At 28.4% G+C, this 16,947-nt stretch carries 16 protein-coding genes; 5 read left to right on the top strand and 11 right to left on the bottom strand.

The features are described 5' to 3' along the window. Positions 1 to 4: 4 nt before the first annotated feature. Positions 5 to 1,258 carry a protein translocase subunit SecD gene (gene secD, locus H8S20_RS00570; RefSeq protein ID WP_032119050.1) on the bottom strand — a complete coding sequence of 418 codons (1,254 nt, stop codon included), beginning with the start codon at positions 1,256 to 1,258 and terminating at the stop codon, positions 5 to 7. A 330-nt stretch (positions 1,259 to 1,588) separates the two neighbouring features. Between secD and H8S20_RS00565 the strand changes: the two genes are divergently transcribed. Together H8S20_RS00565 and H8S20_RS00560 are read left to right on the top strand one after the other, a co-directional pair. After that, a complete protein-coding gene (locus H8S20_RS00565) occupies positions 1,589 to 2,353 on the top strand; it encodes a DeoR/GlpR family DNA-binding transcription regulator (RefSeq protein ID WP_032119051.1) in 765 nt (254 codons plus the stop codon). Positions 2,354 to 2,443: 90 nt separating this feature from the next. Continuing rightward, on the top strand, positions 2,444 to 3,244 hold the full coding sequence (locus H8S20_RS00560; protein ID WP_032119052.1) for a Cof-type HAD-IIB family hydrolase: 801 nt from the start codon (positions 2,444 to 2,446) through the stop codon (positions 3,242 to 3,244). A gap of 39 nt (positions 3,245 to 3,283) precedes the next feature. On the opposite strand, the gene H8S20_RS00555 is transcribed toward H8S20_RS00560, so the two are convergent. Next, positions 3,284 to 5,473, bottom strand: coding sequence for a DNA topoisomerase III (locus tag H8S20_RS00555; protein WP_032119053.1), 2,190 nt, complete (start codon positions 5,471 to 5,473; stop codon positions 3,284 to 3,286). Between the two features lie 94 nt (positions 5,474 to 5,567). Here H8S20_RS00555 and H8S20_RS00550 point away from each other — a divergent pair, with 94 nt between their 5' ends. After that, entirely contained in the window at positions 5,568 to 6,530 is a 963-nt protein-coding gene (locus H8S20_RS00550) for a CHASE3 domain-containing protein (RefSeq protein ID WP_032119054.1), read from the top strand. Between the two features lie 17 nt (positions 6,531 to 6,547). Here H8S20_RS00550 and H8S20_RS00545 read toward each other — a convergent pair whose 3' ends face one another. The 3 genes from H8S20_RS00545 to yaaA form a co-directional block, all read right to left on the bottom strand. Continuing rightward, positions 6,548 to 7,906 (bottom strand): MATE family efflux transporter, encoded by a 1,359-nt coding sequence (locus H8S20_RS00545; protein WP_032119055.1) that lies wholly within the window; start codon positions 7,904 to 7,906, stop codon positions 6,548 to 6,550. Between the two features lie 148 nt (positions 7,907 to 8,054). Next, positions 8,055 to 8,285 (bottom strand): hypothetical protein, encoded by a 231-nt coding sequence (locus H8S20_RS00540; RefSeq protein ID WP_032119056.1) that lies wholly within the window; start codon positions 8,283 to 8,285, stop codon positions 8,055 to 8,057. A 3-nt stretch (positions 8,286 to 8,288) separates the two neighbouring features. Continuing rightward, positions 8,289 to 9,059: a peroxide stress protein YaaA gene (yaaA, locus tag H8S20_RS00535; protein WP_032119057.1), complete on the bottom strand. Its 771-nt coding sequence runs from the start codon at positions 9,057 to 9,059 to the stop codon at positions 8,289 to 8,291. A gap of 265 nt (positions 9,060 to 9,324) precedes the next feature. On the opposite strand from yaaA, the gene H8S20_RS00530 reads away from it, so the two are divergent. Continuing rightward, on the top strand, positions 9,325 to 10,056 hold the full coding sequence (locus tag H8S20_RS00530; protein ID WP_032119058.1) for a phosphatase: 732 nt from the start codon (positions 9,325 to 9,327) through the stop codon (positions 10,054 to 10,056). Between the two features lie 168 nt (positions 10,057 to 10,224). Here H8S20_RS00530 and H8S20_RS00525 read toward each other — a convergent pair whose 3' ends face one another. From H8S20_RS00525 to H8S20_RS00505, 5 genes are all read right to left on the bottom strand, one after another. Beyond that, positions 10,225 to 11,265: a M42 family metallopeptidase gene (locus H8S20_RS00525; RefSeq protein ID WP_032119059.1), complete on the bottom strand. Its 1,041-nt coding sequence runs from the start codon at positions 11,263 to 11,265 to the stop codon at positions 10,225 to 10,227. Between the two features lie 24 nt (positions 11,266 to 11,289). Next, positions 11,290 to 11,919 carry a cysteine hydrolase family protein gene (locus H8S20_RS00520; RefSeq protein ID WP_207725222.1) on the bottom strand — a complete coding sequence of 210 codons (630 nt, stop codon included), beginning with the start codon at positions 11,917 to 11,919 and terminating at the stop codon, positions 11,290 to 11,292. A 212-nt stretch (positions 11,920 to 12,131) separates the two neighbouring features. Further along, entirely contained in the window at positions 12,132 to 13,598 is a 1,467-nt protein-coding gene (locus H8S20_RS00515) for a leucyl aminopeptidase (protein WP_436231583.1), read from the bottom strand. 252 nt (positions 13,599 to 13,850) lie between these two features. Further along, complete coding sequence (locus H8S20_RS00510) at positions 13,851 to 14,288, bottom strand: DMT family transporter (RefSeq protein WP_032119062.1); 438 nt, start codon at positions 14,286 to 14,288, stop codon at positions 13,851 to 13,853. Positions 14,289 to 14,301: 13 nt separating this feature from the next. Then, positions 14,302 to 14,724: a DMT family transporter gene (locus H8S20_RS00505; protein WP_032119063.1), complete on the bottom strand. Its 423-nt coding sequence runs from the start codon at positions 14,722 to 14,724 to the stop codon at positions 14,302 to 14,304. A 116-nt stretch (positions 14,725 to 14,840) separates the two neighbouring features. On the opposite strand from H8S20_RS00505, the gene H8S20_RS00500 reads away from it, so the two are divergent. After that, entirely contained in the window at positions 14,841 to 15,521 is a 681-nt protein-coding gene (locus H8S20_RS00500; protein ID WP_186859034.1) for a Crp/Fnr family transcriptional regulator, read from the top strand. Positions 15,522 to 15,561: 40 nt separating this feature from the next. Here the strand turns inward: H8S20_RS00500 and mgtE are convergent, their stop codons facing one another. Then, positions 15,562 to 16,905, bottom strand: a complete 1,344-nt coding sequence (gene mgtE, locus H8S20_RS00495) for a magnesium transporter (RefSeq protein ID WP_032119065.1) — start codon at positions 16,903 to 16,905, stop codon at positions 15,562 to 15,564. Positions 16,906 to 16,947: the final 42 nt, after the last annotated feature.

Here is a 16,947-nt window from a genome sequence, read left to right as displayed (position 1 = left end):
CCTATTACCCCCTCTTAACCTTGAAATGCCATGGCTTACTTAGCATTCCCATATTTATAGCCCATTCAGTTAATTTCCTAGTTATGAATATTGCTGTAAACATACTTAAAACTATACCTATCATTAATGTAACAGCAAAACCTTTAACAGGACCTGTTCCCATAAAATAAAGTACTAATGCAGCTATAACAGTAGTTACATTTGAGTCAACAATAGATGATAATGCATTATGGAATCCTGCTTTTACAGCACTCTTTGCAGAAACTCCCTTTGCCATTTCTTCTTTTATTCTTTCAAATATTAAAACATTAGCATCTACAGCCATACCTATAGTTAATAAGAAACCAGCTATACCTGGTAATGTAAGTGTTACATTGGCCTCAACAAAAACTATTAAAACTAACATTGTGTATAAAGTTAATGTTATAGAAGCTATCACACCTAACATTCTGTAATTAAATATCATAAATAAGAATATTAATAAAATACCTACTGCTCCAGCTTTCATAGCATTTGGCATAGCCTCTGCTCCTAATTGAGCTCCAACACTTTCAATTGAAGCAACTTTTAAAGTTACAGGAAGAGCCCCCGAATTTATAAGACCTGCTAAATTTTTAGCTTCATCTACAGTCTTACTACCAGTAATTATCGCTTCTCCACCTGATATTACAGATTCTACTACTGGGCTAGAGATTAAATCTTCATCCATATATATAGAAATTGTCTTATTTAAATTCTTCTCTGTAGCTTCAGCAAACTTTTGTTTACCTTCTTCATTTAACTTTAAAGTTACAACTGGCTTTCCAGTAGTATTATCAGTCATAACACTTGCTTCTTCTACATCTTTACCATTAAGAACTTCATTTCCTTCTGAATCCTTAAATGTTAAGTTACCTGTTTTTTGTAATGAATCAACTATTTCTTTTGAATCAAATTGTCCTGGGATATCTATTCTTATTCTTCTATCGCCTTCAGCAGTTACTGTTGTTTCTGCAACCCCAAGCTTATTAACTCTTAAATCTAATAATTGTTTTGTTTTTTCTAAATTCTTTTCTAAATCTTCTGAAGATAAATTTTCATCTGTTATTTCCATTAAAACAGAAACTCCACCTTGAAGGTCTAAACCTTTAGTAATCGCTTTATCGAAAGATTTAAATTCCCATCCTCCAATTTCAACACCTTTAAAACCAGCAAAAGCTAATGATATTATAATGATAACGGCTAATATAAATAGTGTTGCACTTCTACCTTTTTTCATTTTCTTCCCCCTCTTTACGTTTTCATATCACATTAATTATATTATGTATACGACTTAATATCAAGTTTCTTGTAAACTCTAATAACAAGTATATCAATTTAATTCCTAAATAACATCTTTTTTTCTAATTTTATAGATTAAATTCACCTTTCGCCCCATTAATTTCCATTTTTTGTAATATAACTATTATAATTCTAAACTGTTTACTATCTCATTTCCACCTTTTATCATTTCTTATTATTATTTATCTTTTACTATCATTTTGAATTGTTTAAATTTGATTTTTAATACCTTTTAAATTAAAATACTATTTAGATAGGAGGAATTATATTGTTTGCAGAAGAAAGATTAGATAAAATATTAAACTTATTAAATTCAGAAGGAAAAATAAAAGTTAAAAATCTTAGCCAACACTTTAATGTAACTGAAGATTGTATAAGAAAAGATTTAAAGCAACTTGAAAATCTTGGGCATTTAAAAAGAACTTATGGTGGGGCCATAAAAGTCCGCCAATCTACAAACCAATACGATACTATTGAAAGAAGTAAAACTGATGTGTCTAGTAAAACAAAAATAGCACAAAAAGCTTTTAACTTAATAAAAGATAGAGAAACTATTTTTTTAGATTTATCTACTATAAATATGCTTATTGCAAAATTATTATCTCAAAGTAATAAAAGAGTTACTGTAGTAACAAATATGATAGACATTATAAATATATTATCTTCAACAGATAATAATGTTACAGTAATAGCTACAGGTGGACTTTTAAATAAAAGTTTGAATGGTTTTGCCGGGGCTACTGCTATTAACTTCGTAGAAAAATATAAATTTGACATTTCCTTTATAGGAAGTTGTGGTATAGATGTTTTTGATAAAAGTATTACCACTTTCGAAATAGAAGATGGTTTAACTAAAACCGCTATTATAAGGTCTAGCAAAAAAACTTTTTTAGTTATGCAACAAACTAAATTTAATATTGATGGTAACTATAAATTTTCAAATATTGAATCTATAAATGGAATAATAACTGATACATTACCATCAATAGATATCATAGATATTTTACATGAAAATAATATTACAATTATATAAATGTCTAAGGTTTTCAAAAAATGAAATTAACATCTTCTTAGCAATGCTATAATATTTCATGGTATATAATTAAACTTTTGGAGGAATACTATGAAACTTTTAGCTTGCGATTTAGATGGTACTTTAGTTGAAACTGAGAAAAATTTTATAAGAAAAGATAATATAGAAGCTATTAAAAGACTTAGAAATAAAGGACATAAGTTTATTATCTCTACTGGAAGAGATATAAAAGGTATTAAATCAATTTTTAACGACAATAACGATGTTGAGTTCGATTATTTAGTTCTTTGTAACGGTGCTCTTATCTTAGATAATAATTTAAATGAAATATATAAAAACACTTTACCTCATCATGTTGTAAAATCTGTTTATAATGATATTTATAAAGTTAATACAGATAAAGATGCTGCAATGTACGTGACTTACGAAGATACTAGTTCTGTATTCTATACTGGTTGCAACAAAGAATTTAAAGACTTTCTAGGCGCTTTTGAAAATGTAAATAATGAATCTGAAGTTTTTTCAAAAGAAAGAGAATATAACTTGATAAGTATTTTTTCTAAGTCTAGCAACTGTGAAATTGCTGAATGCCTTAAAGAAAAGTTAGTAGAAACTTTCGGAGATTCTTATGGGATATTCAGAAACCAAGCCTTTGTCGATATGGTTGGAAAAGATTGTAGTAAAGGTTCAGGTTTAAAAAAGATTCTTGAAATGGAAAATTGGGATATAAATAATTTATACACTATAGGAGATTCCTATAATGATATATCTATGTTTGAAATAACAGATAATAGCTTTACTTTTAATCATGTAGAAGATGGTGTTAAAGCTAAAGCTAATCACACTGTAGATTTTGTTCATCAATGTATCGATATTATTTTAAATTCTTAATAAAAAATGGACTGGCTTATCCAGTCCATTTTTTATATTCTAATTTTTAAATCCTTTCAAAAGATCTGCAAATGGATTGTTTATATCCTCTTCAGCTTCTTTTCTCATTTTCTTCATTATATTATTAACTTCTCTCTTATTAACTTTATCAGACTTCGAACTAAATCGTTTATTAAATACTGAAGCTTTTTCTCTAAAACTACAATTTGTATTTGGACACACATATATTTGTCCTTCACCTTGCCCTCTTAATTCTAACTTCTTTTTACATTCTGGACATCTTGCATTAGTAGATCTACTTACATTTTCTCTATATCCACATTCTCTATCTTGACAAACATTCATCGTTCCATTCTTCCCTTTAACTTCAAGAAGATATTTGCCACAGTTAGGACATTTCTTTCCTGTTTTATTATCGTGTACAAATTTACTATTGTCACCTTTTACATCTTCAACTAATGCAGTAGCATAATTTTTCATCTCTCTTATAAATTGATGATCATCAGCTTTACCTCTACTTATTTCATCTAGCTTTTTCTCCCATTTAGCAGTCAAAATTGGTGATTTTAATTCACTAGGAACTAATTCTATTAATTGTTTCCCTTTAGATGTAGGATAAATATCTTTTCCTTTTTTCTCTACCACAAATGAATTAAATAACTTCTCAATAATATCAGCTCTTGTTGCAACAGTTCCTAGTCCACCAGTCTCATTAAGAGTTTTAGCTTCTTCTCCACTTACATTAACAAACCTTTGTGGATTCTCCATTGCTGATAGCAATGTTGCTTCTGTAAATCTTGCTGGTGGTTTTGTTTCACCTTTTTTAATCTTAGCTTTAGTTATTAAAATTTTATCTTTTATATTTACTTTAGGTAAAACTTGCTCTTTAATTTCATCACTATATTCTTCATCTATTACTTCTTTATCATAAACCTTTTTCCACCCCTTAGACTTTATAACTTTCCCCTTTGCAATTAATCTTTCACCATTTACATTAGCTTCTATAATTGTTTGAGTATATTCAAAAGGTGGTAACATTACACTTAAAAATCTTTTAACTACTAAGTCATATACCTTTCTTTCTTCTGAGCTTAGATTTGAAAGATTAGGTCTTTCTTCAGTTGGTATTATTGCATGGTGATCACTAACCTTTGAATTATCTACAAAACCTTTATGCCCATTAATATTATTTTTCATTAACTCTTGAGCTACTATTCTATACTCACCTATTGCAATAGAATTTAATCTATCTTTTAATGTAGGAACTATATCTGTAGAAATATATCTAGAATCAGTTCTTGGATAGGTTAATATCTTATGATTTTCATATAATCTTTGCATTATTGAAAGAGTTTGCTTTGCCGAAAATCCCCATAGCTTATTACAATCTCTTTGAAGCTCTGTTAAATCATATAATGCCGGTGAAAATTGTTTTTTATCTTTTTCTATTATATTTATTATTTCACCTGATTCATTATTTATCTTTTTAAATACCTTATTAGCATATTCTTCATCAAAAATTCTTCCATTATTATCTTTATTAACCCAATTTAATGTAATACCATTTGAATTTCCCTCTATTGTATAATAATCCTTAGGTTTAAAACTTCTAATTTCTTCTTCTCTATTAACTATCATAGCTAGTGTAGGTGATTGAACTCTTCCTGCAGAAAGTTGAGCATTATACTTACAAGTTAGTGCCCTAGTTACATTTAGTCCTACAAGCCAATCTGCTTCTGCTCTACATACTGCAGCCTTATAAAGATTTTCATACTCTTTACCTGGTTTTAAGTTACTGAAACCTTCTAATATAGCTTTAGTAGTTTGTGATGAAATCCACAGTCTTTTAATAGGCTTTTTTATACCAGCCTTTTCTATTATCCATCTCGCAACTAACTCTCCTTCTCTTCCTGCATCTGTTGCAATAACAATTTCTGAAACATCATCTCTATTCATTTGCTTTTTAATTTCATTATACTGTTTACCAGTCTTTTTAAGTACAGTAAGCTTCATATGCTTAGGCAACATAGGTAATGTTTCCATAGCCCATTTTTTATATTTTACATCATATCCTTCTGGATCCATAAGTCCTACTAAATGCCCCATAGCCCATGTTACTATATATTTATTTCCTTCTATATATGCACCTTTATTTTGGCTACATTTTAATACCTTTGCTATGTCTCTTCCTACAGACGGTTTTTCTGCTAAAACTAATATTTTGCTCATATTATCTCCTTTTCTTCTAGGAATTTTATTATATTATATCACCTTAAGTAAAAAAAATCATAAAATTATATTAAAAACACTTTAGGTGAGAATAATGAAAAAATTTTTAATTATTACGTTGTCAATCATTGTAGTTTTTTTACTTTCTTTAAATATTTATATAGTTTCAAGTAATAATATACTTTCTTCAAATGTAGATGACCTACAAACACGAAAAAATGAAATTAATTCTCTAGATAATTACAGCATAAATATAGTAAATTTAGCTCATATGCAAAAATCATTTTTCTTAACAGGAAATAACGATTTTCAAACTCAATATTCTACTTCGCTAAAATCTGCCTATAGTACTCTTGATGAATTATTATCTAATAAAACTATAACTAATTCTGATAAAGTTGAAATTGTTAATTATTTAAATGACTATGAAAATATAAATACAGATCTATTTAATAATCCTCCTACATTACCATTATCACAAGAGTATGAGGATAAAGTTTTAAAAAGTGATGAAATACAAAATAATATCCTTCGTAAACTTTCTAATATTATAGCAACAAAAACAGACTCAACATCTAAAACTTCATCAAATATAACAGACTCTATATCATCTCAAAATAATATAGTTAAAGTTATAAGCAGTTTTTTTACACTTTTTATATCAGGCCCTATCTATTACTTTATAAAAAAATATAAAAATGGTGAAATTTCCTTTAATAATATAATGAATACTATAGATGAAGGTGAAAAAATAGTAGATAAGTATTCTAATATCTTAACTTATATAAACATTACTGATAAAATTAATTCTCAACTTGAAAAAGACTGGCAAGAGGTATATACCTTAGTTACCACTCTTCAAACTTCTATTAATGATGTGAAATTAAAACTTTTAAAATTGCAATTAAGTGATTCATCTATATTTAAAGAAAAACTAGACGAAGTAGAAATGCAAGTGTTAGAAATAAAAATGCTTGTAAAACAACTACCAAATTATCATCAATTTATAAGTGATCTATCTAAAAATTTAACTGAATGTAATGAAAATAAAAAATAGGCCATTTAGGCCTATTTTTATGCAAAGTCTCGTGTAAGGTTTCTAACCCATTTCCCACTTAGGACTCTTATAACACTTATTATTGATTTTATTATCTCATCACTTTTAACTATAAAAAATACTGCTGCTACTGGCCATTTTAATACAAAAGCCGCTATAAATCCTAGTGGTATAGCTACAACCCACATAAATATAATATCATTTATTAGCACAAATTTAGCGTCTCCTCCACCTCTAAGTACCCCCATCATTAGGTTTATTCCCAACGACTGGAATATTACAATTATTGAAGTTACAGACATTAAATCTATAGCTATATTTTTTGTTAATGCCGATACATTATAAAAATCAACCACATATGGTTTAATTATTTGAATAACTCCCGCAGCCATAAGTCCCATTAATATACTTAACACGCCTATTGTCCTTGCATATTCTTTAGCTTTTTCATTTCTACCTTCTCCAATAGTATTTCCTATAATTACTGCAGTAGCATTTGATAATCCAAATATAAATACAGTTACAAAGTTAAATACAACGTTACTTATACTATTTGCCGCAACAGTCTCTGTTCCAAGCCTACCAATAATTATAGATATCATAGTAGATCCACTTGACCAAAGTAGTTCATTAAAAAGAACCGGCGTACAATTAGCAACATAATCTTTTAATATTACCTTATCTACTTTTAATAAATGCTTCACTTTTAAATTTATCTTATCTTCAAAAAATATCATAAAACACATTACAATAATAAATTCAGCTATTCTTGCCATAACCGTTGCAATAGCTGCACCCTTTACCCCTAATGCTGGAGCTCCTAACTTACCGAATATAAATACCCAGTTAAAGAAGGCATTAACTATAAGTGAAGTAGTGTATACGACTAATGATATTTTAACTGTTTTAACCGAACGTAAAATCATAATAGTACAATTCGTTATTGCATAAAAAATATATCCTATAGCTACTATTCTTAAATAGGAACTACCTGCTTCAATAACATTAATATCCGAAGTATAAAGTTTTATAAATACACTAGGAATAAACATTGCTATTCCAATAAAAATTGAGGTTATTATAATACATGCTCTATACATTAACGCTAATATTTTATGTATGCTCTTAACATCACCTTTCCCCCAATATTGTGATATTAAAATATTTGATCCACCAGCTAGTCCAAACATTAAAACCATAAGAATGAAAAATAAATTATTTCCTATAGCTGCTGCGGATAATTGAATCTCTCCTAATGACCCAAGCATCATTGTATCTATCATACCAACCGCAAAATTTATTAAATTTTGTACAGCAATTGGCAAAGCTATACTTAAAATAAGCTTGTAAAAGTCCTTTTCTTTGCTAATTAACATTATATTTTCCCCTTTAAATAATTTTCTTTAGTTATTATAATATATATCTTACTATTTTCCCAAGATTTTCTTAAACTTTATTTTCATATTTTCAAATTCTAATTCCATCTAAAAAAAGTAAATCACTTTCATAAAAAATAGCTTTAGCTTATCCCTTATAACTTTTTTTACTTCCTATCCACTCAGTAAGTATAGATGCAACTAATAATAATACTGAAACAATTAATATTCTCCTATTATCTTCTATTAGACATGCCCCTTCAGGTAATGATAGTTTCACCTTATAAATTATATATAAACCATATACCCCTACAAGTAATCCACTATAAAATAAAAGATTACTTATAAAGAGGATTTTATTTTTTAATAAGTTTTTCATATTCTATCCCCTTGTAAATATAAACTCAGAATCAGTGCTTAGCTCAGAATTAAATACATACTCTTCTTTATTAAATGCTTTTATATTCTCAACATTAACAATCTTATTTTTTATTATGTGATTAACTAATAAACCTCTAGCTTTCTTAGCATAAGTACCTACTACTTTATATTCTTCCCCTCTCTTTTCCTTAAAATCCACATTAATAACTTTATACTTCTTACCTATCTCTTTCAAATCAAGGACTTTGCTATATTCGTTTGAAGCTATATTTATAAGGACTTTATCTCCACTAGAACTTTCAATTTCTTTTAAAATAAAGTTAGTCAACTTATCTTCCCAGTAATTATATAAACTTTTATATGTTTTAAACTTAAGTTTAGTGCCCATTTCCAACCTATATTCTTTTATCATATCTAAAGGTCTAATAACACCATATAAACCTGATAAAATTCTCAAATTTCTTTGTGCGTATTCTAAATCTTCACAATTAAATGTTTTACTATCTATACCTTTATACACTGCCCCATCAAAGGCTAATAAAGCTTCCTTACATTCTATTTCATCAGTAAAAAACTTCTGATATCTATCATAGTTTTCTTCTGCTAATTTTTCTGATATCTTCATAAGCTTAGAAAGGTCATCTATAGTATATTTATCTAATACATCTATTAATTCCTTTATTTCATTGTTAAAAATTGTATTTGTACTATATCCTGCTTTATTTTCTTTAGTAAAATCTAAAGTTTTTGCAGGAGAAATTATCATTAACATAACATCTCCCCCTTAATTAATATAACTACATTTTATATTAAGCAATAATTATTATCAATTATTTTTTCACCTCTACGCCTCTTCTATCAATAACTATCATATCCCTATATAATAGCTATCACATTAAATTTATACCATTCAACAGATGTATATGTTTACGTTAAGAACTTTTAAAGTTCTTCTGACCTACTATAAGTTGAAATTATTTTCTATTATTTATATACTACTTATATAATAATATTAATAATTTACTAAGGAGAAACTTATGAACTATTCATCTGACTTGCATACTCATACAATTGTTAGTGGTCATGCTTATTCAACTTTATTAGAAAATATCGACCACTGCTCTAAAAATGGAATCAAAATACTTGGAACATCGGAACACGGACCAAACATGCCTGGTGCTCCTCACTATTGGTACTTTGGAAACTTAAAAGCAGTTCCAAGAACTATTAACGATGTTATTATCTTTAAAGGTTGTGAAGCCAACATCTTAGATGTAGATGGAAATTTAGATATTCCTAATGAATCATCTACATATTTAGATTATATGATAGCATCTTTCCATGAGCCTATCTTCCCTATGACTTCATCTAAAGAAGAAAAAACACTAGCTGTATTAAATGTTCTAGATAAAAATGAGAAAGTTGAAATTTTAGGCCATCTAGGTAATCCTAACTATCAGTTAGATTATGAAGCTGTAGTAAAAAAAGCTAAAGAAAAGAATATTATGATTGAAATTAATAATAGTTCTCTTATGGGCTCTTCTAGAAAAGGAAGCGATGTTAACTGTGAAACTATAGCTAGACTTTGCAAAGAATATGGTACTAAAGTTATTTTAACTTCAGATGCTCATATGAATGTAGCAATTGGGAACTTTGAAAAAGGTATAGAACTATTTGAAAAGATAGGTATGCCGGAAGAACTTATTATGAATGATCCTGATAAACTAATAGCTCATCTAAAATCTAAAGGTAGACTAGGTGACTTATAAGATAATTTATTTAGTTAAGAGTTAAAAGGGAATAGTTAAAAGTTTAGGAATAAAGTCAGCTAAAGCTGACTTTAAAATATTATGTCTTAGAAACTGCATAGCAGTTTCATCCTAAACTTTTCACTTTTAACTCTTAACTGTCAACTTAAAAAGTGCTTCGCACTTTATTTAAATTAAGTATAAAGCTAATAATTTTATAGTATTTTCTAAAGCATTGTAATGTGTTCTTTCCATTCCATGTGATGCATGAACTCCTGGTCCTATTAGAGCTCCTCTTATATTATTTCCAGCCTTTAATGCCGCTCCAACATCTGAACCATACATTGGATATATATCTACCGCATAGCTGATATTATTATTTTTCGCTAAATTAACCAAATCTGTTACCATATTATAATCATATGGTCCTCCAGAATCCTTTGCACAAATTGAAACATCATATTCGGTACAACTTAAATCTTCACCAATGCATCCCATATCAACAGCTATCATCTCAGTTATATCGCTTGGTATATAAGATGTACCATGTCCAACCTCTTCATAATTAGATATTAATATCTTTGTTTTAAATCTAGGAGTAATATTTTCCCTATGGAACATCTCCAATAATGCCATTAGTGAAGCTACACTCCCCTTATCGTCTATGAATCTTGATTTAATAAATCCACTTTGAGTTATTGTAGTCTTAGGATCTATAAATACAAAATCCCCTGGAGCTATTCCTAATTCTTCAACATCACTCTTATTTTTAACTACTTCGTCTATTCTTATTTCCATATTGTTAGCATCGCGCTTTTTAGTCTTACTATCTTCATATACATGAGCAGCAGGACTTGTGCTTAAAAAAGTACCATCGTAAACTTTTCCATCTCTAGTTCTAATCTTACAATATTCCCCATCTAGAGTTGGTACTATAGGCCCTCCAATTAGTGTAAATCTTAAAGTACCTGAACTAGTAATTGATCTAACCATAGCTCCTAACGTATCTACATGAGCAGATAATCCTATTACCTTTTCATCACTTCTACCTTCTATAGTTATAATTCCTCCACCTTTATTGTTTCTTTCGAATTTATAACCAAACTCCCTTACAATCTCTTCTATCTTATCCATTATCTCAAAGCAAAAACCTGTTGGTGAGTTAAACTCTAATATCCTCTTTGCTGTAGATAATAAATATTCTTTATTAATTTTATAATTTTCACTCATTTCTATTTCCTCCCTAGTAATTTTTTAAATAAGTTCTGATACTACTTCAATACCATTTGATTTCATATTTCCCAAAGCAAACAAGTTCATTTCATCACCTGGATGACCTGGTATATCAAATGTCTCAACACAATTGGCAGGAACAATTACTCTTTTATTTAAATTCATCTGATTAAAATATGTCTTTAATGTTAAAGAGAATTGAAGTACACATATATCTGTAACACAGCCTACAATAATAAAATTATCTATTTTATTAACTACTTCATCTAACCAACTTTTAAATTCAGGTACATGAAATCCATTTGTGCTATTTTTCTTTATAACTTTAATATTATAGTCTTTACTTATAGATTCTTTTAATCCATCTATTAACTCTTCTTCTCTAGTATTTACAATACAATGTGATGGATAAGCTTTTAATTCCTCTGCATCTTCATTATGAGAATCAACAAAATACACCTTATTATAACCATTAGTCCTATTATTTAAGTCTAATAAATTAGTTGACATTTCTTTAACTCTAGGAGAAGATAAAATCCCTTCTTCTACGAATCCTACAACCATATCAACTACTATTAAAGCCGTATTCTTTAAAGGCAATGAGTTTAACTCTACGTGTGATAAATTTAACTCTTTTATTATTTTTTCCAAAACTTCTTCCCTCCTACTTTTATGATTTTTCCTTATAATATATATAGTACCAAATTATCTTCCTGTGTGCTATAAGAATGTAAACCCACCACTTCAAAATAACATAGAAACATTAATCAACTGTTTTAAGTAAATTTTCTACTAAATATGTTCAACTATTAAATTAGTATATAAAAATAGGAGCTGTATACTACAGCTCCTATAAAAATTATCTATTTTTTATGACATCCACAAGGGCCTTTAGCTAAGTAATATAAAGTTCTTACAGGAGTTCCTGTTCCACCCTTTACTATATACTCATTTATAGGTGACTTCGTATCTGAAGTTCCAGCTATATCAAGATGAATCCAAGGCTTATCTTGTACAAACTCCTTTAAGAACATTCCTGCAACAATTGTACCAGCCCCATTAGGATCTACATTTTTAAGATCAGCTTTCTCTCCAAGTATTTGTTTTCTATAATGTTTAAATGTTGGCATTCTCCAGAAAATTTCATCTGTAACATCTGCAGCTCTCATAAATTCATCATAAAAATCTTCATCATTACACATTAATGCTGTTGTATAATTTCCTAAAGCTACTATTGCTGCTCCAGTTAATGTTGCTAAATCAATAACCTTTGTAGCACCTTCTTTTTCAATAATATAAGTTATTGCATCTATAAGAGTTAATCTACCTTCTGCATCAGTATTTAATACCTCTATGGTCTTTCCAGCCATTGATCCAATAATATCTCCTGGCTTATATGCTACCCCAGAAACTAGGTTTTCACAGGCTGCAATCACAGCAACTACATTTTTCTTTAATTTATTTTTAGCTATAGCAGCCATAGTACCAATTACTACTGCTGCACCACCCATATCTCCATTCATTCCAACCATAGAATTAGATGGTTTTAATGAATATCCACCTGAATCATATGTAAGACCTTTTCCTACTAGTCCTAATACATCACTACTTTCATTATCACCCATATATCTCATAACTATAAGCCTTGGTTTTTTAGAAGATCCCATACCTACAGATAAGAATGCTTTCATTTCTAAATCCTTACATTCTTTTTCATCAAAAACTTGAACTTCAAATCCACATTCAGCGCCAATCTTAATAGCTTCATGGGCCAAACTTTCTGGATAAATAGAATTCGCTGGCTCATTTATAAGATCTCTAGCCTTAATTACTCCATCAACTAGATTATTAACTTCTTCTAATCTTTCAGTAGCCTTTTCTAACTTTTGAGTAGGTACTCCTGATATATATATTTCTGGACTATATGTGCTTTTTTGTTCCTTATATTTATCAAAGCTATAAAGAGCTAGTCTTATACCTTCAGTTATTCCTTTTATTCTTCCACCAACACAGATCTTATCAGTGTCAAAAAACTCTACACCTATTTTTTCTATTTTTAATTCCTTTGCTTTTTTAGCAGCCTTAGCCATAGCATTTCTTAAAACTTCTCCATTTAGAAGTTCTTTTTTTCCTAAACCGACAAATATCTTATATTTTACTTTTTCATTTAATTCTGTAATATAAAATATTTCCCCTTCTTTGCCTTTAAATGTAGTAGATTTTATTATATTTTCTAACTCAGAAGAATTATTTTCTCCATCTTCAAAAGCAGTTATTATTAATCCATCAACAAATTCAACTGTTACATCTTTAATATTTATACTCATCATTACTCCTCCTTCACTAATTTGCTATGTTTCTTAATATATTACCATTATTTTTATGAATTATCTAGTAAAAACTAGTTATACTTGAAAATTTTATAGAAAAATTCACCACTTTTTATTAAACCAATGTTTCTACATATTTATTATGACCTAGCTTACTATCTACTATGCCTATTATAAGATCAAATAATTTTTATGATAAAAATAAAGAAGTATGTAAAATTTATATAATTTAAATTTTACATACTTCTTTATCTATTCTTTTACTTCTTTTGCATCTATTTTTGAATTATACAAAATGCCAATTATAATTACTATCGCTCCAACTAATTTACTAAAAGATATTTCAGACATAACAAAAAAATCTATAATAATTCCAGTAACAACTTGTCCAACAAATAATAACAATGTACTATAAACTACAGGTATTTTAGGAATTATTATATTTGAAAAATAAACAACGCTAACTCCTATTGCTCCTCCTAGAAATATATAAAAAGGCATCTTTAAAAATGTTTCTGCATTAACTTTTACACTACTACCTAATAATATCAATACTAATGTTGAACAAATTAATCCTACAATATAATTTATACAAGTACTTTGTAGAACTCCAATTTTCTTACCTAAAGATGAATTTACTATCATAGATAGTGTGGTTAATATTCCACCTAACATAGCTAAAATAATCATTTAATATTCCTCCTTAAAATACAGTCATAATGACTAACCCTAATAATACAATAGAAAAACCGATAAGTTTCTTCTTATTGAATCTGTATCTATTCATTCCAAATAATCCATAATGATCTACAAATGATGAGAATATTAATTGCGCAAATACTGCTATAGATGTTGTTAATGCAACTCCTATCTTGCTAATAGTTATCATATTAACTAAAGTTAGTGCTACTCCTATTGCGCCACCTAAAAACATATATATAGGAATCTTTTTATCTATTTTGATTCTCTCTCTTTTAATTAACATTATAAAAGTTATAGTCAAAAGTCCCACTACATGTATTATTATTAAAGAGTTAGTTAATCCTACAACTCCTTCTAATCTTCCATTAACCGAAAGCATAATAGATATTAGCGCACCAATTGCAAGTGCTAAAATATTATACATTTATTTTCCTCCTAAACTTAATTATTCTAGATATAGATTACTCACTCTTTATATTTTATTATAGGACATTTGTCCTATTTTATAATAAATAGTATAATTGTTGCGAGGTGGTTTAAATGAACGAAATAATTAATAATAAAATCCTTAATTACTATTTGGACCAATATTCACTAAAGCAATATTTAAATATAGATTTACTAAATTCATGTAAAATATATACTTTTGGAAAAAATGAAACTATATGTACTTTAAATAACAAATTAGAATATATGTATTTCTTAGTTAAAGGAAAAGCTAAAGTTACTACTTTACTTTCATCTGGGCAATCTCTTTTATTATGCTTTAATACCCCTTTATCAATTATAGGAGACTTAGAATTATTAGATAACCCTTATGCCGATTGTAATGTTGTTACTCTAGATAGCTGCACCTGTATAGCTATTCCAATATGGTCTATTCACAAATTTGGATATGAGGATCCTATTTTTTTAAGATTTATTATATCTTCGCTTGAAAAAAAGCTTAGAAATAATTCACTCTATAGTTCTATCAACATTCTCTATCCCCTTGAAAATAGATTTGCCAGTTATCTACTATCTATTATTCCATCGGACTCAAATACAGTTACAATTGAAGGTGTAAATCATATTTCTGAACTTCTCGGTTCTAGTTATAGACATTTAAATAGAATTATAAAAGCGTTAATAGATTCTAGAATTATTAGAAAGACCAAAAATGAAATACATATTTTAGATATTGGCAAATTAGAAGCTCTTGCTAAAGATATTTACAAATAAAAAAACATACGGCTTTTGCATATCGCAAAAGCCGTATGTTTTAGATTAGTTGTTGAACAAAAACTGTAGCTAATCCTAAGAAGAATAAAAACCCTAAAACATCTGTAAATGTTGTTACAAACACTGAAGATGCTAAAGCTGGATCTATTTTTAATTTCTTTAATACAACTGGTACCAGGAATCCTGAAATTGTTGCTACTATCATATTTAATATCATAGCTACACCTATTACTACTCCAAAGAAAATATTTCCTTCCCATAGATAGCCTAATACTGATATAATGGCCCCTATAGATGCCCCAGTAATAAGTCCGATTCCAACCTCTTTAAAAAATACTCTTTTCATATTATTAAAATCTAACTCGCCTAAAGCCAAACCTCTAACAATAATAGTTAATGTCTGAGTACCAGCATTTCCACCCATACCTGCTACTATAGGCATAAATGTAGCTAGTGATACTACTTTTTCAATAGTTCCTTCAAAAGCTCCAACAACTGATGAAGCTAATATAGCTGTAACTAAATTAACAATAAGCCATGGTAATCTACTCTTAACTGACTCACCTAAAGTACCACTAATTCTTTCTCCCTCATCTACTCCTCCAAGACGATGGATATCTTCTGTACTCTCATCTCTCAAAATTTGCATAACATCATCTACAGTAACTATACCAAGTAATCTATTATAATTATCAACAACTGGCATTGTTAAATAACCATACTTTTCAAATCTATGACCAACCTCTTCTTGGTCTAAATCATAAGGAATTCCTTCCACTTTTACGTGAAGTATATCTGATATTTTTGTAGAAAATTTACTTGTTGCTACTTCCTTTAGTGAAACTACTCCTTTTAATCTGTCTAATTCATCTATTACATATAAATCATATATGTTTTCAACGTCTTCAGATGTTCTTTGTAAATACTTTAATGTATCCTCTACAGTCATATCTCCTTTTACTGAAACAAATTCTGTAGCCATAATACCTGCCGCAGTATCTGGTTCATAACTTAAAAGCTGACGTGTTCTTCTAGCATCTTCTGCAGTCATTTTAGATAGTATTTTATTAGCTTGCTCTTGACTCAAGATACCTAAAAGGTCTGTTAATTCATCTGATGACATCTCTTCAATTATATTTTTTTGTTTATTTTCAGAAAACTCCGTTAAAATTTCATATTTTTCTTCATCTTCTGCCTCATCTATAATTGATGCAATGCACTTTTCTGATAATCTATTTAATATATCTTTTCTATCATCTTCATTTTCTCTTAATACATCAAGTATATCTACAGGGTGGATACCTTCAATGTACTTCATAATTCTATCTTGTGGTGCATGAAGCAAGAATTTTCTTAATTCATCTTTGTTCATATTTAATTTCATGGCTAATTCCTCCCTTTAGATAGGAATAGCACCACTTTCAGC

This window comes from Clostridium hominis (assembly GCF_014287825.1).
GTDB lineage: Bacteria > Bacillota > Clostridia > Clostridiales > Clostridiaceae > Clostridium > Clostridium hominis.
The sequence above is the reverse complement of the archived record's forward strand: the minus strand, read 5'-3'. Positions and strand labels throughout refer to the sequence as shown.